This is a genomic window from Streptomyces sp. NPDC085944, assembly GCF_040686295.1.
In the GTDB taxonomy this organism is placed as follows: Bacteria; Actinomycetota; Actinomycetes; order Streptomycetales; family Streptomycetaceae; genus Streptomyces; species Streptomyces salinarius.
In genome coordinates this window covers 306,871-321,647 of record NZ_JBFBJX010000009.1, presented here as the reverse complement: position 1 = coordinate 321,647, position 14,777 = coordinate 306,871, and the positions used below count along the sequence as shown (strand labels likewise).

14 protein-coding genes and 2 pseudogenes are annotated in these 14,777 nt (G+C 69.3%); 7 read left to right on the top strand and 9 right to left on the bottom strand.

Annotation, left to right across the window (positions count from 1 at the left end):
• Positions 1-1,178 precede the first annotated feature (1,178 nt).
• The 3 genes and pseudogenes from AB0P07_RS20445 to AB0P07_RS20435 all read right to left on the bottom strand — a co-directional run.
• A pseudogene (locus AB0P07_RS20445) lies at positions 1,179-1,400 on the bottom strand (cupin); the annotation flags it as partial.
• Positions 1,401-2,138: 738 nt separating this feature from the next.
• Complete coding sequence (locus AB0P07_RS20440) at positions 2,139-2,372, bottom strand: DUF397 domain-containing protein (protein WP_365552465.1); 234 nt, start codon at positions 2,370-2,372, stop codon at positions 2,139-2,141.
• A pseudogene (locus tag AB0P07_RS20435) lies at positions 2,354-3,159 on the bottom strand (helix-turn-helix transcriptional regulator). The gene AB0P07_RS20440 and the pseudogene AB0P07_RS20435 overlap by 19 nt, the downstream one beginning before the upstream one ends.
• Positions 3,160-3,273: 114 nt before the next feature.
• On the opposite strand from AB0P07_RS20435, the gene AB0P07_RS20430 reads away from it, so the two are divergent.
• From AB0P07_RS20430 to AB0P07_RS20415, 4 genes are read left to right on the top strand one after another with little or no spacing between them, the layout of a single operon-like run.
• Positions 3,274-3,480: a hypothetical protein gene (locus AB0P07_RS20430; protein ID WP_087809446.1), complete on the top strand. Its 207-nt coding sequence runs from the start codon at positions 3,274-3,276 to the stop codon at positions 3,478-3,480.
• A complete protein-coding gene (locus AB0P07_RS20425) occupies positions 3,477-3,698 on the top strand; it encodes a hypothetical protein (RefSeq protein WP_365552463.1) in 222 nt (73 codons plus the stop codon). The genes AB0P07_RS20430 and AB0P07_RS20425 overlap by 4 nt, the downstream gene beginning before the upstream one ends.
• 22 nt (positions 3,699-3,720) lie before the next feature.
• Complete coding sequence (recO, locus tag AB0P07_RS20420; protein WP_365552457.1) at positions 3,721-4,467, top strand: DNA repair protein RecO; 747 nt, start codon at positions 3,721-3,723, stop codon at positions 4,465-4,467.
• Positions 4,468-4,479: 12 nt separating this feature from the next.
• Complete coding sequence (locus AB0P07_RS20415) at positions 4,480-5,313, top strand: isoprenyl transferase (RefSeq protein ID WP_228955178.1); 834 nt, start codon at positions 4,480-4,482, stop codon at positions 5,311-5,313.
• Between the two features lie 95 nt (positions 5,314-5,408).
• Here the strand turns inward: AB0P07_RS20415 and AB0P07_RS20410 are convergent, their stop codons facing one another.
• The 4 genes from AB0P07_RS20410 to AB0P07_RS20395 all read right to left on the bottom strand — a co-directional run bounded on the left by AB0P07_RS20410 (position 5,409) and on the right by AB0P07_RS20395 (position 8,602).
• On the bottom strand, positions 5,409-5,828 hold the full coding sequence (locus AB0P07_RS20410) for a transcriptional repressor (protein WP_007449657.1): 420 nt from the start codon (positions 5,826-5,828) through the stop codon (positions 5,409-5,411).
• A 62-nt stretch (positions 5,829-5,890) separates the two neighbouring features.
• Positions 5,891-6,793 carry a metal ABC transporter permease gene (locus AB0P07_RS20405; RefSeq protein ID WP_102927434.1) on the bottom strand — a complete coding sequence of 301 codons (903 nt, stop codon included), beginning with the start codon at positions 6,791-6,793 and terminating at the stop codon, positions 5,891-5,893.
• 13 nt (positions 6,794-6,806) lie between these two features.
• Positions 6,807-7,577: a metal ABC transporter ATP-binding protein gene (locus AB0P07_RS20400; protein WP_365552454.1), complete on the bottom strand. Its 771-nt coding sequence runs from the start codon at positions 7,575-7,577 to the stop codon at positions 6,807-6,809.
• A 38-nt stretch (positions 7,578-7,615) separates the two neighbouring features.
• On the bottom strand, positions 7,616-8,602 hold the full coding sequence (locus tag AB0P07_RS20395; protein ID WP_365552452.1) for a zinc ABC transporter substrate-binding protein: 987 nt from the start codon (positions 8,600-8,602) through the stop codon (positions 7,616-7,618).
• Positions 8,603-8,762: 160 nt separating this feature from the next.
• Between AB0P07_RS20395 and AB0P07_RS20390 the strand changes: the two genes are divergently transcribed.
• Complete coding sequence (locus AB0P07_RS20390; protein WP_365552451.1) at positions 8,763-10,145, top strand: glycine--tRNA ligase; 1,383 nt, start codon at positions 8,763-8,765, stop codon at positions 10,143-10,145.
• Positions 10,146-10,303: 158 nt separating this feature from the next.
• Here AB0P07_RS20390 and AB0P07_RS20385 read toward each other — a convergent pair whose 3' ends face one another.
• Together AB0P07_RS20385 and AB0P07_RS20380 are read right to left on the bottom strand one after the other, a co-directional pair.
• Complete coding sequence (locus AB0P07_RS20385; RefSeq protein ID WP_365552449.1) at positions 10,304-11,380, bottom strand: chitinase; 1,077 nt, start codon at positions 11,378-11,380, stop codon at positions 10,304-10,306.
• A gap of 135 nt (positions 11,381-11,515) precedes the next feature.
• Positions 11,516-12,949, bottom strand: coding sequence for an MFS transporter (locus AB0P07_RS20380; RefSeq protein WP_365552448.1), 1,434 nt, complete (start codon positions 12,947-12,949; stop codon positions 11,516-11,518).
• Positions 12,950-13,060: 111 nt separating this feature from the next.
• Here AB0P07_RS20380 and AB0P07_RS20375 point away from each other — a divergent pair, with 111 nt between their 5' ends.
• Together AB0P07_RS20375 and AB0P07_RS20370 are read left to right on the top strand one after the other, a co-directional pair.
• Entirely contained in the window at positions 13,061-13,957 is an 897-nt protein-coding gene (locus tag AB0P07_RS20375; protein ID WP_365552479.1) for a helix-turn-helix domain-containing protein, read from the top strand.
• Positions 13,958-14,069: 112 nt separating this feature from the next.
• Complete coding sequence (locus AB0P07_RS20370) at positions 14,070-14,771, top strand: hypothetical protein (protein ID WP_365552446.1); 702 nt, start codon at positions 14,070-14,072, stop codon at positions 14,769-14,771.
• Positions 14,772-14,777: the final 6 nt, after the last annotated feature.

Below are 14,777 nucleotides of genomic sequence, written 5' to 3'. Positions count from 1 at the left end.
TCACACCGGTCGAGTTCGAACAGCGTCTGACCACATCACATACGCTGTCACTCGCCGCATGAAACCCGGTGTCCACTCCCGGGGAACAACCTCAGAGATGGTTGGCAGCATGTGCTGGATGAGCACATAGATGGAAGTCCAGGAGTGACGCCTGGAAATACAACTTTCTCTAATTATGCAGATCTCGATGAAATTGGAGAGTTGATTGAGGATACTGCGAAGACGCCAGGGCGGCGAAATACTCCCGATGCTGCTGGGTGCCCTCGCGACGGAACAATTCACACGCACGACTTCGGTTACCCTGTTGGGTCCCGAGGTGAAACGAGCGTCGAAGTAATCCTAAATCCAGACGGATCTCTACGTACCGCCTACCCAAGGTGATAGCAATGGGAAAAGTTACTTTGCATTGGAAGATGGTGCGGACCGGTTCGGCCGACCTCGTTCTAGGGTTCCCCCGAGAGACCATCGAAGTGCACACCACGTACGTCGGAGATGGTCTCGGTTCTGTAGTGCAAGCGGCCGTTGACCTTCGACTGGGGTCGAGCTCGGCGACAGCGTTCCTTCCTGCAGAGCCCGCAGGCACCTTCCTATTCCTTACAGGAGCGGACGAAGAGGCGTACTTGCAGGTCGTCCAATTCGCGGACATGGAATCAGAGTCCCGCCGCTGGAGTGGTGGCAGTCTGCGATGGTGCGGTTGGGTTGATGTTCGTGCATTTATTCGCAGCGTGGTGATCATGGCTGACGACGTGTTGGTTCGATGCGGTAGCACGTCCGCATACTCAAAGGTGTGGGGTGGGATTCCCTTCCCGACTGGTGAACTGGAGACCCTTCGGCAAGGGTCGTGATCCCTGTATGCCCAGCAGTCCATGGTTGGGTGTTCTGGGAGGGTTCGGCATGCAATTGACACTCCAGTAGCGTTGCCCAGTTTTCAGATGTCGTGAGTGCAAACCTGAAGGCCCATCAGGCACCGGCTGATGGGCCTTCAGCGGCTGTCGACTGCGTGAGGGATCGCGTGGTGTGAGGAGGGTCGTCAGGATGGATATGCCCTTTCAGAGTTGCCGTCGAGGATGTCGATTGCCTGACGCGGATGCGGAGCCTTACGTGTGCGGAGGCTGGCGGCGACGCCGATGTGGGAGTGCGCCTTCTTGAAGGCGTGCAGCCTGCCGACCGTGACGCACAGACTTGGAGATGCCTCGGTGGAAGTGCGTCTCGCTGACCGGTGCCTTGGGTCCCATGTCCACCTTGTACAGCCCGAATTCACCCCCTGTGGAGGTGTGGCTCGCGAGGTAGTGGGTGGTCGTGCCGCCGGGGGAGACGATGTCCGGCGGGGTGTCGGCCGGCCTGAACACGGCGTTGATCTCGCCCTTCTCGCCCAGGTAGCGCGGCCCTGGGTACGACATGGTGTGCCTCCTCCGTTGTGTTTTGCCGAGACAACTCTTGCTGATCGGGGGCGTCTTGGTCATCGTCCGGGAGATCGATGAGGGCGGGGGCGTGAGTCGTAGGCCGGAGGTGCCGTGTGTTGGAGGAGTGGTCGTGGGGCCGCCCGCTTCTTGGTCAGTGTCGTGCTTCCGCGATCCGCGTCAAGGGCGCTCCGCTGTCGCTGCGCGTCGCCTTCGGCGATGACCCTTCGGGTCACCCTTGACCCGGCTTGCTCCAGCACGGGTGAGAAGCGTGCGGGCGGCCGGGGGAGGGTGGGTGTCCCGGGTACGTCGTCCCTTACGCCGGTTTGCCACTCGCCCGGGGGTGAGGGCGCGTCTGCGCCGCGCCAGCACGCTGGGCGGGCTAAGCGGCCAACGCCCGGTGGATGGCTTGTGGGTGGCTGTCGGTGAGGTGGAGGACCCCTGCCGAAAACCGAGGACAGATTCGCGATTTTGTCCTCGGTTTTTGAGAGGGGGTCTGCCCGAGGGTTCCCCGTGCCGGGACGGGACCGCCCACCGGCCGTCAGACGCTGAGGCGACCCGGCGTGCAGGCGAGGCGGAGTGCGCCCTCGTGCCGGGGACTGGGTGGCTGGCCGAAGGGGCCGGCGGGCCTCGGCCACCCGTCTTTCCGGGGCGCTCGCTCGCTTCTTCCTCGTGCTGGAGCGAGCCGAGTCAAGGGTGGGCCGCAGGCCCATCGGCGGAGCCGACGCGAAGCGCCCTTTACTCGGGTCGCGGAGGCACGACACTGGCAAGGAAGCGAGTGGCCCCCACGGTGCGGACGAACTCCGTCCAGGCCACCGACCCGACGACGATCACCGGCCCACCGGCCACCTTGCTGTCGCGGAGGGGTACGACGCCGGGTACTCCGTCAGCGACTTCGACGCAATTGCCACCCTCGCCGTTGCTGTAGCTGCTCTTCGTCCAGCGGGCGTTGGTCAGGTCGTACTCGCGCATCGTCTGAAGTCCTCCGCCGCCGATTCGACCAGGGCCAGGGACGCCTCCGGCGACAGCGCGGCGACCCTGAGGAGATCGTATGCGCGCTGCGCCCGCTTCACCACGGTTGGAGTGTCCACCAGGGTTCCCGAAAACGACGTCTCTGTATAGGCGACCGGAGGCGCGTCCTCGAACTCCATGAGCCTCAGATCTCCTGTCATGGCTGCGTCACCAGCGCTGTGCGCCCCCGCATCAGCCGTGCCACGTGCTCCAGTTGTGCCGCCATCGCCTGCGGGCCGCCCACCGGGATCCGCAGCACGTTCTCGTGCAACGTCACCCAATACTCGGGCCTTGTAGCGTCGGCCAGGATCAGCGACCGCTCCAAACGCGCGGCGACGATCTCGTCGACGTACGAGTCCGGCTGGAAGGGGTTCGCGGCGATGGTGACCGCGCGGGCGTAGTCCGCTGTCTGGAGCAGGCCCGGCACGACCGTCGGTGCGAACTCGCAGATCTTCGTGGCCAGCCGCTCCAGCTCGACCACCCCGGCGAAGTAATCCGCATACCGCGGATCATCAATCAGCTTCCTGCACAGGCGCTCGAAAATACCGTCGGTTTGTAGCGCCTCGTCGATCCGTTGGGCCACGTCCAACTGGGGTTTGCGAATTGCCTGTTCGAACTGGCCGATGTAGCCACCGGAGACGAAAACCCTTGTCCCCAGCTCTACTTGGGTGATTCCGGCGTCTTCCCGCCGTCGTTTCAGTTCCGTTCCGAAGAACTCCCACGCAGCCTGCCGTGAACCGTTGGCCATAACCAACCCCCCTGTGCTGAACCGCACTTGTAGTGCACGTACTCCTGCCGAGTGTAGGCACGTCGCGGCATTCTGGGGACACGAAGAGTGAAACCGTAAAGGGAAGGGAAAGCGGTGGAAGCACGACACTCGGCGCTCTGCGTCGAAGGAGCGGAGGACACGGTGAAAGAATTGCGCGCGGCGCTCGCGGAGGCGGGAATTGTTCTGCCCTCACTCGGGCTCGACCCGGTGAGTCTCGCGCGGGAGGCACCCTGCCCGCTCGTCGAATTGGGCCGGTGTTCCGTGGAGACCGCGCAGCGCCTCGCGGCGGTACTGCGATGACGACGACGCCGCCCGTCGGGGTCTACGCCGTGGACGTCCGCAGCGGACGGGTCGGGATCGTCATGGGCCACGAGGGACCGTACGTGCAGCTGCGGCCGTACGGCGGGGGACGGGAGTGGGACGCCGCACCGGGTGACGTACGTCACGCCACCGCGTCGGAGCGGCTCAGTGCGGCGACCGCGTACACCAACGCCCGGAGCCGTGGCGAGGTGCCTTGAAGGATGCGCGAGAATGGGCGGCATGAGTCTGTTCCGCGACGACGGCATCGTGCTGCGCACCCAGAAGCTGGGTGAGGCGGACCGGATCATCACCATGCTCACGCGCGGTCACGGCCGCGTACGCGCCGTGGCGCGCGGGGTGCGGCGCACTAAGTCGAAGTTCGGCGCGCGGCTGGAGCCGTTCTCGCACGTGGACGTGCAGTTCTTCTCGAAGGGCAGCGAGCTGGTCGGGCGCGGGCTGCCGCTGTGCACGCAGAGCGAGACGATCGCGCCCTACGGTGGCGGGATCGTCACCGACTACGCGCGCTACACCGCGGGGACCGCCATGCTGGAGACGGCCGAGCGGTTCACCGACCACGAGGGCGAGCCGGCGGTGCAGCAGTATCTGCTGCTGGTCGGCGGGCTCAGGACCCTCGCCCGGGGCGAGCACGCGCCGAACCTGGTGCTGGACGCGTTCCTGCTGCGCTCGCTGGCCGTGAACGGATACGCCCCGACCTTCGGGGACTGCGCGAGGTGCGGCCTGCCCGGTCCGAACCGGTTCTTCTCGGTCGGCTCGGGCGGCTCCGTCTGCGTCGACTGCCGGGTGCCCGGCAGCGTCGTACCCTCGCCGCAGGCCCTGGAACTGCTCGGGGCGCTGCTCGCGGGGGACTGGGGCACGGCGGACGCGGCCGAGCCGCGGTACGTGCGGGAGGGGAGCGGACTGGTCTCCGCCTACCTGCACTGGCACCTTGAGCGGGGACTGCGCTCCCTGCGGTACGTCGAGAAGTAGGAGAGAACCGATATGGCCGTACGCGGGATTCTGGGGCGGCAGCGCCGGGAGTACAGGACGCCGGAGCCGCACCCGTCCGGCGCGCGTCCGCCGAAGCTCGGGGAGCTGGTGCCGGAGCACGTGGCGATCGTCATGGACGGCAACGGCCGCTGGGCCAAGGAGCGCGGGCTGCCGCGCACCGAGGGGCACAAGGTCGGCGCCGAGCAGGTCATGGACGTGCTCCAGGGCGCGATCGAGATCGGCGTCGGGAACATCTCCCTGTACGCCTTCTCCACCGAGAACTGGAAGCGCTCGCCGGAGGAGGTGCGCTTCCTGATGAACTTCAACCGCGACTTCATCCGCAAGTCCCGCGACACCCTCGACGAGCTGGGGGTGCGGGTGCGCTGGGCGGGGCGGATGCCCCGGCTGTGGAAGTCGGTGGCCAAGGAGCTCCAGGTCGCACAGGAGCAGACCAAGGACAACGACCGGCTGACGCTGTACTTCTGCATGAACTACGGCGGGCGGGCCGAGATCGCCGACGCGGCGCAGGCCCTCGCCGAGGACGTGCGGGCCGGGAAGCTCGACCCGGCCAAGGTCAACGAGAAGACGCTCGCGAAGTACCTGTACTACCCGGACATGCCGGACGTGGACGTGTTCCTGCGGCCGAGCGGGGAGCAGCGGACGTCGAACTACCTGATCTGGCAGAGCGCGTACGCGGAGATGGTCTTCCAGGACGTGCTGTGGCCGGACTTCGACCGGCGCGACCTGTGGCGGGCCTGCCTGGAGTTCGCCTCCCGCGACCGCCGCTTCGGCGGCGCCATCCCCAACGAGGAGCTCCTGGCCATGGAAGGCCGCAGTACCCAGTAAGCCACGGGCGGCACAAAACAGCCCGTCCGGCGCTTGAGGACGAGGCCGTTCAGGCCGACAGGGGGCCCAGGGCGCAGTCCGAGGGCCCCACCCGCTCAACCGCCGGAGGCCCCCGCACAGTCGGCGCAGGTGCCGAAGATCTCCACGGTGTGCGCCACGTTGACGTAGCCGTGCTCGGCGGCGATGGCCTCGGCCCATTTCTCGACGGCGGGGCCCTCCACCTCGACGGCCTTGCCGCAGGCGCGGCAGACCAGGTGGTGGTGATGGTCGCCGGTGGAGCAGCGCCGGTAGACGGACTCGCCCTCGGCGGTGCGCAGGACGTCGACCTCGCCGGCGTCGGCGAGGGACTGCAGGGTGCGGTAGACCGTGGTGAGCCCGACCGCGTCGCCCTTGTGCTTGAGCATGTCGTGGAGCTCCTGCGCGCTGCGGAACTCCTCGACCTCCTGAAGGGCGGCCGACACGGCAGCCCGCTGCCGGGTGGCGCGGCCCTTCACGGGCGGTCCAGCGGTGGTCACTGGATTCCTCCTCACGTCTTCGCGGCTTGCCGGGCCATTGTGCCAGCCCGGCAGTCCCGCGGTCAGACGCCGACCTCGTCGGCGGCCCCCCTGGTGGCCGGAATCTTGCACTCCGCCGGATCCGCGGCGGGCTGTGCGGCGGCGAGTGCCCGCGCGCGTCGCCTGGCCAGCGGGGCGGCCAGCACGCTCAGCAGGATGAAGGCGCCGATGGTCAGCAGCACGATCGTCGCGCCGGGCGGCACGTCCTGGTAGTACGACGTGACGGTGCCGCCGATCGTCACGCTCACCCCGAGGGCGACGGCGATGGCGAAGGTGGCGGCGAAGCTGCGGGTGAGCTGCTGCGCGGCGGCCACCGGGACCACCATCAGCGCCGAGACCAGGAGCAGGCCGACCACGCGCATCGCGACGGTGACCGTGACGGCCGCCGTGACGGCCGTCAGCAGGTTCAGCGCGCGCACCGGCAGCCCGGTGACCCGGGCGAACTCCTCGTCCTGGCTGACGGCGAACAGCTGGCGGCGCAGACCGACGGTGACGAGGACCACGAAGGCGGCCAGCAGGCAGATCGCGGTCACGTCGGACTCGGAGACCGTCGACAGCGAGCCGAAGAGGTACGAGGTGAGGTTGGCGTTGGAGCCGCCCGGCGCGAGGTTGATGAACATCACGCCGCCCGCCATGCCGCCGTAGAAGAGCATGGCGAGGGCGATGTCGCCGCGGGTCTTGCCGTACCAGCGGATCAGCTCCATGAGGACCGCGCCGAGGACGGAGACCAGGGTCGCCATCCACACGGGGGACCAGGAGAGCAGGAAGCCGAGGCCGACGCCGGTCATCGCCACGTGGCCGATGCCGTCGCCCATGAGGGCCTGGCGGCGCTGGACCAGGTAGATGCCGATGGCCGGGGCGGTGATGCCGACCAGCACGGCGGCGAGCAGCGCCCGCTGCATGAAGGCGTAGTTCAGGATTTCCATGGTCGTCGCCTTCTCAGCTCAGCAGGCCGGTGCGGATCGGTTCGGCGCCCTCGGGGGCGTGCGGGTGGACGTGGTCGTGGCCGGGCAGCGCGTGCTGGCCGACCGCCTCGGGCGGCGGGCCGTCGTGCAGGACGCAGCCGTCGCGGAGCACCACGGCCCGGTCGATCAGCGGCTCCAGCGGGCCCAGCTCGTGCAGGACGAGGAGGACGGTCGCCCCGGCCGCGACCTGCCCCCGCAGGGTTTCCGCCAGCACCTCCTGGCTGGCCAGGTCGACGCCCGCCATCGGCTCGTCCATGATCAGCAGCTCGGGCTCGGCGGCGAGCGCGCGGGCGATCAGTACCCGCTGGTGCTGGCCGCCGGAGAGGGCGTTCACCGAGTCCTTGGCGCGGTCGGCCATGCCGACCAGGTCGAGGGCGCGGCGTACGGCCTCGTGGTCGGCCTTGCGCAGGACGCCGAAGCGGGCCCGGGAGAGCCGGCCCGAGGAGACCACCTCGGTCACCGTGGCGGGGACGCCGCCCGCGGCCGTGGTGCGCTGCGGGACGTAACCCAGGCGCCCCCAGTCGCGGAAGCGGCGCCTGGGGGTGCCGAACAGCTCGATCTCCCCGTCCGTCACCGGCACCTGGCCGATGATCGTGCGCACGGCCGTGGACTTGCCGGAGCCGTTGGCGCCGAGCAGCGCGACCACCTGGCCGCGCCGCACGGTGAGGTCGATGCCGCGCAGGACGGGGCGTGAGCCCAGCTCGGCGCGGACGCCGCGCAGGGATATGACGGACTCGTCGCTCACGATGTCCTCCGTAACGATCGAACTGCGGGTGGTACTGCTTACTTGGCGCCGAGGGCGGTTTCCAGCGCCTTGAGGTTGGACTGCATGACCCCGACGTAGTCCTCGCCCTTGGACTTGTCGGTGATGCCCTCCAGCGGATCGAGGACGTCCGTCTTCAGGCCCGCGTCCTTGGCCAGGGTCTTCGCGGTCTTGTCGGACACCAGTGTCTCGTAGAAGACCGTGGTGACGCCGTCGGCCTTGGCCTCCTCCTGGAGCTCCTTGATCCGGGCGGGGCTGGGCTCGCTCTCCGGGTCGAGGCCGTTGATGGCCTCCTGGGTGAGGCCGTAGCGCTCGGCGAGGTAGCCGAAGGCGGCGTGGTTGGTGAAGAAGACCTTGGTCGCGGTGTTCTTCAGGCCGTCCTTGTAGGCGGTGTCCAGGTCGCCCAGCTTCTTCGCCAGCGCCTCCGCGTTCTCGCGGTAGTCGGCGGCGTGGTCCGGGTCGGCCTTCTCGAAGGCCTTCGCGACGCCCTGGGCGATCTCCGCGTACTTCACCGGGTCCAGCCACACGTGCGGGTCGAGCGCGTGCTCCCCGCCCTCGGAGTGCTCCTCCTCGGCGTGCTCGTCCGCGTGCTCCTCGCCGCCGTGGTCGTGGTCGTGCTCCACGTCGCCGTGGTCCTCGAGCTTGGTCAGCGTGGCCGCGTCGATCTTCGTCTTCACGCCGGACTGGGCGATCGCCTCGTCCACGGCGGGCTGGAGGGACTTGAGGTGGAGCACCGCGTCCGCCTCGCCCATCCGGGCGGTCTGCTTGGCGCTCAGCTCCAGGTCGTGCGGCTCCTGGCCGGGTTCGGTGAGCGTGGTGACGTTCACGTGGTCCCCGCCGATCTGCTCGGCCAGGTACTCCATGGGGTAGAAGGACGCGACGACGTCGAACTTGTCCGTATTGCCCGCCGCCGAGCTGTCGCTGGAGCAGGCGGAGAGGGTGCCGAGGCCGAGTGCGGTGGCCGCGGTGACTGCTATGCCGGATATGCGGCGTCGTCGTTCGTTCATGACACTCATTTTCAACAAATATGGAAACCGTTGTCAACAAGCAGGCGATTCCGCGGACGGGAGGCCCCGATTTGGCCGAGGGGCGACCCGCGCCGGTAACCTGAAGCATTCTCTGGAAGCATCTCGCTTCGTCGCCCGTCGTCGTAATGAAGAGAGCACCGTGGCCGCCGACAAGATCGACACCATCGTCAGCCTGAGCAAGCGCCGTGGCTTCGTATTCCCGTGCAGTGAGATCTACGGCGGTCAGCGCGCCGCCTGGGACTACGGTCCGCTGGGTGTCGAGCTCAAGGAGAACCTCAAGCGCCAGTGGTGGCGCTACATGGTCACCTCGCGCGAGGACGTCGTCGGTCTCGACTCCTCCGTGATCCTGGCTCCCGAGGTCTGGGTGGCCTCCGGCCACGTCGCCACCTTCACGGACCCGCTGACCGAGTGCACCTCCTGCCACAAGCGGTTCCGCGCGGACCACCTGGAGGAGGAGTACGAGGAGAAGAAGGGCCGCGCGCCGGAGAACGGCCTGGCCGACCTCAACTGCCCCAACTGCGGCAACAAGGGCACCTTCACCGAGCCCAAGCAGTTCTCCGGTCTGCTCTCCACCCACCTCGGCCCGACCCAGGACAGCGGCTCCGTCGCCTACCTGCGGCCCGAGACCGCCCAGGGCATCTTCACCAACTTCGCCCAGGTGCAGACCACTTCGCGCCGCAAGCCGCCGTTCGGCATCGCCCAGATGGGCAAGTCCTTCCGCAACGAGATCACGCCCGGCAACTTCATCTTCCGCACCCGCGAGTTCGAGCAGATGGAGATGGAGTTCTTCGTCAAGCCGGGCGAGGACGAGAAGTGGCAGGAGTACTGGATGGAGCAGCGCTGGAACTGGTACACCGGTCTCGGCCTGCGCGAGGAGAACATGCGGTGGTACGAGCACCCCGCCGAGAAGCTCTCCCACTACTCCAAGCGCACCGCCGACATCGAGTACCGCTTCCGGTTCGGCGGCAGTGAGTGGGGCGAGCTGGAGGGCGTCGCCAACCGCACCGACTACGACCTCTCCTCGCACGCCAAGGCCTCCGGCCAGGACCTCTCCTACTACGACCAGGAGGCCCAGGAGCGCTGGACGCCGTACGTCATCGAGCCGGCGGCCGGTGTCGGGCGCGCGATGCTCGCCTTCCTGCTCGACGCGTACATCGAGGACGAGGCGCCGAACGCCAAGGGCAAGCTGGAGAAGCGCACGGTGCTGCGGCTCGACCCGCGGCTGTCCCCGGTGAAGGTCGCCGTGCTGCCGCTGTCCCGCAACCCCGACCTGTCGCCGAAGGCGAAGGGGCTGGCGCAGGCGCTGCGGCAGCACTGGAACATCGAGTTCGACGACGCGGGTGCGATCGGGCGCCGGTACCGGCGTCAGGACGAGATCGGGACGCCGTTCTGCGTGACCGTCGACTTCGACACGCTGGACGACAACGCGGTGACCGTGCGGGAGCGGGACACGATGAAGCAGGAGCGCGTGTCGCTGGACCAGATCGAGGGGTACCTCGCGTCTCGGCTGGTTGGCTGCTGAACGTCCGGTTCGGTTGCCGTACCAGGGGGCTCCGCCCCCTGGACCCCCGGCCTGTGCCCACCCACCACCCGACTCGGTCGGGAGGGGGGTGGGCGTTTCGGCGTTTCAGGGGCACGGACTACAGGTTCAGGGGGCCGGATTACAGGTTCAGCCCCCGGCTAGCGGCCCTGCAGGGACTTCACGTTGTTGGCGAAGGTCCAGTTCTTCGAGCCGTCCCAGTTGAGGGACCAGGTCATCAGGCCCTTGAGCGAGCCGTTGTAGTGGTTCCAGGCCTGGGAGACCAGGGACGGTGACATGTAGCCGCCGCCCGCGCCGGGCTGGGCGGGCAGGCCCGGGACCTGCTTGTCGTAGGGCACCCGGATCGTCGTGCCCTGGATGACCAGGCCCTTGTCCAGGCAGTCGGTCTGGGCGGTGAAGCCCTGCACGGTGCCGGCCGAGTAGGAGTCGCCGGAGCAGCCGTACATGCTGCCGTTGTAGTACTGCATGTTCAGCCACCACAGGCGGCCGTTGTCCGCGTACTTCTTGATGATCGGCAGGTACGCGCCCCAGATCGAGCCGTAGACGATGCTGCCGCCGGTGACGTACGCCGTCTCCGGGGCCATCGTCAGGCCGAAGTTCGAGGGCATGCGGGCCAGGACGCCGTCGATGATGCGGATCAGGTTGGACTGGGACGCGGAGAGCCGGTTGATGTCGCCGCTGCCGGTCAGGCCGGTCTCGATGTCGATGTCGATGCCGTCGAAGTTGTACTTCTCGAGGATCGGCACGATCGTGTCGACGAAACGGTCCGCGACCGCGGTCGAGTTGAGGTCGATGCCGGCCGTCGCGCCGCCGATGGAGAGCAGGATCGTCTGCCCGGACGCCTTGGCCGCGCACATCTCCTCGGGCGTCGCCACCTTCACGCCCCGGTCCATGCCGTCCTCCCACAGCGCCGTGCCGTCGGAGAGGATCACCGGGAAGGCCGCGTTCAGGACGTTGTAGCCGTGGGCGCCGATCCGGGAGTCGGTGATCGGGGTCCAGCCGAAGGGCGGGTGGACCCCGTTGGCGGCGCCGTCCCAGTTCTCCCAGTAGCCCTGGAGGACCTTGCCGGCCGGCTTTCCCTTCACGGCGCAGGTGTCGGCGGCCGGAGTGGCCGGGGTGGCTTCCCCGGGGGCCGCCGACGCGGTGGCGACTCCCAGGGGGACCAGGACGGTGGCCGTCAGTGCGGCGGCCAGTAGACGGAACGTGCGGCGGATCATGCCGGGCCTCCCGGTGGGGGATCGGTGGGGGATCGGTGAGGGAGACGACTTGTGTCGTAGGCATGACAGTGCTTTGGTCCAGACCTTTCGTCAAGAGGTCTGGACCAAAACGAGGTTGGTTCGTTCGATCGGCCGTCAGGCGATCGTCCGGGGCAGGCGCAGGCTCAGCAGGCCGGTCAGCGCCACCGCCGCCAACTGGACCAGCAGCGTCGTCACCAGGGCGTCGCGCATGCCCATGCCCGGGATCAGCGACAGGAACAGCGTGCCCAGGGTGGCCACGCCCAGGGCGAGCGAGGACTGCTGGGTGGTGATCATCACGCCGCTGCCCACGCCGGCGCGTTCGGCGGGCACCTCCGAGAGGACCAACCGGAGGACGACCGGAAGCTGGAGCGCCTGCCCCGCGCCCGCGACCGCCGCGCCCGGCAGGAGTTCGACCAGTCCCAGATCGGGCCAGGAACGCCACGCGGCCAGCGTCATCAGGGCCAGGCCCAGCCCCTGGAGGGCGGCACCGGTGGGGACGACGCGGGTGCCGTAGCGGGCGACCAGCCGGGGACCGGCGAGGGAGAAGAGGAAGAACACCACCGCCAGTGGTGCCAGGGCCAGGCCCGCCGCCACCGGGCCCAGGCCCGCGCCCTGCTGCAGGGCCACCGCGATGACGAACATGAAGCCGCTGAAGCCGATCGAGAACGGCACGATGAGCAGGAGGCCGCGGCGCAGGGACACGATCGAGAACAGGCTCGGCGGGACCAGCGGCGTACGGCCCGCGCGGTCCGCCCGGCGCTCCACCGCGTAGAACGCCGCCGCGACGAAGGGGAACGCCGCCAGCGACAGCCACGTCCACAGCGGCCAGCCCGCCGCCCGGCCCTCGGTCAGCGGGACCAGCAGGGTCAGGATCGAGGCGGCCAGCAGGAAGGTGCCGGGGACGTCCACCGGCTCGGGGCGTGCGGAGCGGGTCTCGGGGACCGCACGGGCGGCGAGGAAGAGGCCCGCGAGGACGACCGGGACGTTCACCAGGAAGACGGAACGCCAGCCGGTGCCCGCGATGTCGGCGGCGACCAGGACGCCGCCCAGGATCTGGCCGGCGACCATGGACAGTCCGGCGGTCGCCCCGTACAGGCCCATGGCCTTCGCGCGCCGGGGGCCGGTCGTGGTCGCCTGGATCGTCGCCAGCACCTGGGGCAGCATCGCGGCCGCCGAGGCGCCCTGCGCCACCCGGGCCGCCACCAGCGACCAGGCGTCCGGCGCCAGGCCGCAGGCCAGCGAGGTCAGTCCGAAGGCCGCCATGCCGCCCAGGAACAGGCGGCGCCGGCCGAAGAGGTCGCCGAGCCGGCCGCCGAGGACCAGCAGGACGGCGTACGCCACCCCGTAGCCGGCGACGACCAGTTCCAGGACCGCTTCGCTCGCGGAGAGGTCCGTGCCGATCGTGGGCAGGGCGACGTTGACGATGAAGAAGTCGACGAGCGGGAGTGCCGCGGCCAGCAGCACCGTGAAGAGTCCGAGGCCGCCGAGCGCGGCCGGCGCTCCGGGGGCGGCCGTACGGACGGGACGTGAAGTGATGGTTTCGGTCACGTGGTCGAGCCTGCGACCCTCTCCAGGGTGGTACCAGAGTCTCCTTATGCTGGTAGTGGGAGTACCTGGCAACAGGGTCCCGGACGCGGCACCCTGGGAGGCATGACGACGATGACGGGTCAGGAGACGGCGGTCCAGTCCCCGCCCAGGGACACCGGCTCGGAGATCCGGCGGCACGAACTCGCCGCCTTCCTGCGCAGCCGCCGCGAACGCATCGCCCCCGAGCAGGTCGGGCTGCCCCGCGGACGCCGCCGCCGGACACCGGGGCTGCGACGCGAGGAGGTCGCCCAGCTCTCGGCCGTCGGCGTCACCTGGTACACCTGGCTGGAGCAGGCCCGGGACATCCAGGTCTCCGTGCAGGTCCTCGACGCCCTCGCCCGCGCCCTCCTGCTCGACCCGACCGAGCGTGCCCACCTCTTCCAACTCGCCGGGTCCGTCGACCCGACGCCCGCGACGGTCTGCCCGGCCATCACACCGGCGGTGCGCGCCCTGCTGGAGCAGTTCGAGCCCTACCCGGCCAGTGTGCAGAACAGCCGGTACGACATCCTCGCCCACAACCGGACGTACGGGCTGCTGCTGTGCGACCTGGACGCGGTGCCGCCCGAGGACCGCAACTGCATGGTCCTGTCCTTCACCAACGAGGACTGGCGGTCCTCCATCGTCCATCTGGAGGAGGCCCAGCGCCTGATGGCGGCCCGGTTCCGCGCCACCATGGCCGGTCATCTCACCGAGCCCGCCTGGAAGATGCTGCTCAAGCGGCTGCACACCCAGTCCCCCGAGTTCCGCGAGGCCTGGGAGCGGTACGAGGTCGTCGCGCACCGCGGCAAGCGCAAGGAGTTCGTCAACCGGCACGTCGGCCGCATCCGCCTCGACCACACCGACCTGTGGCTCGGTCCGGAGCCCGGCCCCCGGATGGTGACGTACGCGCCGGCCGACGAGGTCTCCCGGGAGCGGCTGGAGCGGTTGCACGCGATCGCCCTGGAGCGGGAGCCGACTCCGTCGGGATGAGCGCCCGAAGTGCGGGAACCCGGGGAAATGCGGAAGGTGATGTTCCCGGGGTTTCCCAGGGGCTCGACGGCCCTGGGTTCCCACCGCACGGACAGGGCGAGGACGAACAGTCATGGCTGAGCAGAAGTCGGCGCGGACCCTCCCGCGGCCGTTGCACGCGGCCGCTTCGGCCGTACGGAAGGTGCCGGGTGCCGGCACGGTGGGCAGGGCCGCCGAGGGGGCGTTGGACAGGATCGGGGCGGTGTCGCCGCGCGGGCGGCGCGTGCTCGTCTACACGGGGGCCGGGGTGGCGGGTGTCGCCGGGCTGGTGGAGTGGCCGGTGGCCGTCACCGGGGCGGCGGTGGCCTGGCTGACGCAGCCGCGCGGACAGGACGGGAAGAACGGCGACGGCAGCGCGTCGCAGGGTGCCGACGGCACGAAGACCGCCCGGACGGCGCCGGCCAGGAAGACCACCGCCAGGGCGGCCGGGACGAAGACGACGGCGACGAAGTCGGCAGCGACGAAGACGACCGCGACGAAGACGGCAGAGCCGAAGACGGCCGCGGAGAAGCAGACCACCGGCGCCAAGAAGACCGCCGCCAAGTCCGCCGGAGCCAGGTCGACGGCGGCCAGGGCCACGACCGGCAAGTCCGCCGCCGCGAAGAAGTCCGCCGTGAAGTCCGCCGCGAAGAAGGCCCCCGCGAGGAAGACCGCGTCCTCCACTCGGAGCAAGAGCCAGTCGGGGACCAAGGCGTCCTCCAGTCGGCCCTCCGCCACGGGTGGCAGCCGCGGCCGCAAGACGGCCGCCGCGTCGCGCACCCGCAAGTCCGGCTGAGGCAGA

Excerpts from the sequence above, each read along its gene's own strand:
- AB0P07_RS20425 (WP_365552463.1), top strand. The coding sequence starts at position 3,477 with ATGACGACGACGCCGCCCGTCGGGGTCTACGCCGTGGACGTCCGCAGC.
- AB0P07_RS20375 (WP_365552479.1), top strand. The coding sequence starts at position 13,061 with ATGACGGGTCAGGAGACGGCGGTCCAGTCCCCGCCCAGGGACACCGGC.
- AB0P07_RS20385 (WP_365552449.1), bottom strand. The coding sequence starts at position 11,380 with ATGATCCGCCGCACGTTCCGTCTACTGGCCGCCGCACTGACGGCCACC.
- AB0P07_RS20440 (WP_365552465.1), bottom strand. The coding sequence starts at position 2,372 with ATGCGCGAGTACGACCTGACCAACGCCCGCTGGACGAAGAGCAGCTAC.
- AB0P07_RS20415 (WP_228955178.1), top strand. The coding sequence starts at position 4,480 with ATGGCCGTACGCGGGATTCTGGGGCGGCAGCGCCGGGAGTACAGGACG.
- recO (WP_365552457.1), top strand. The coding sequence starts at position 3,721 with ATGAGTCTGTTCCGCGACGACGGCATCGTGCTGCGCACCCAGAAGCTG.
- AB0P07_RS20370 (WP_365552446.1), top strand. The coding sequence starts at position 14,070 with ATGGCTGAGCAGAAGTCGGCGCGGACCCTCCCGCGGCCGTTGCACGCG.
- AB0P07_RS20405 (WP_102927434.1), bottom strand. The coding sequence starts at position 6,793 with ATGGAAATCCTGAACTACGCCTTCATGCAGCGGGCGCTGCTCGCCGCC.
- AB0P07_RS20395 (WP_365552452.1), bottom strand. The coding sequence starts at position 8,602 with ATGAACGAACGACGACGCCGCATATCCGGCATAGCAGTCACCGCGGCC.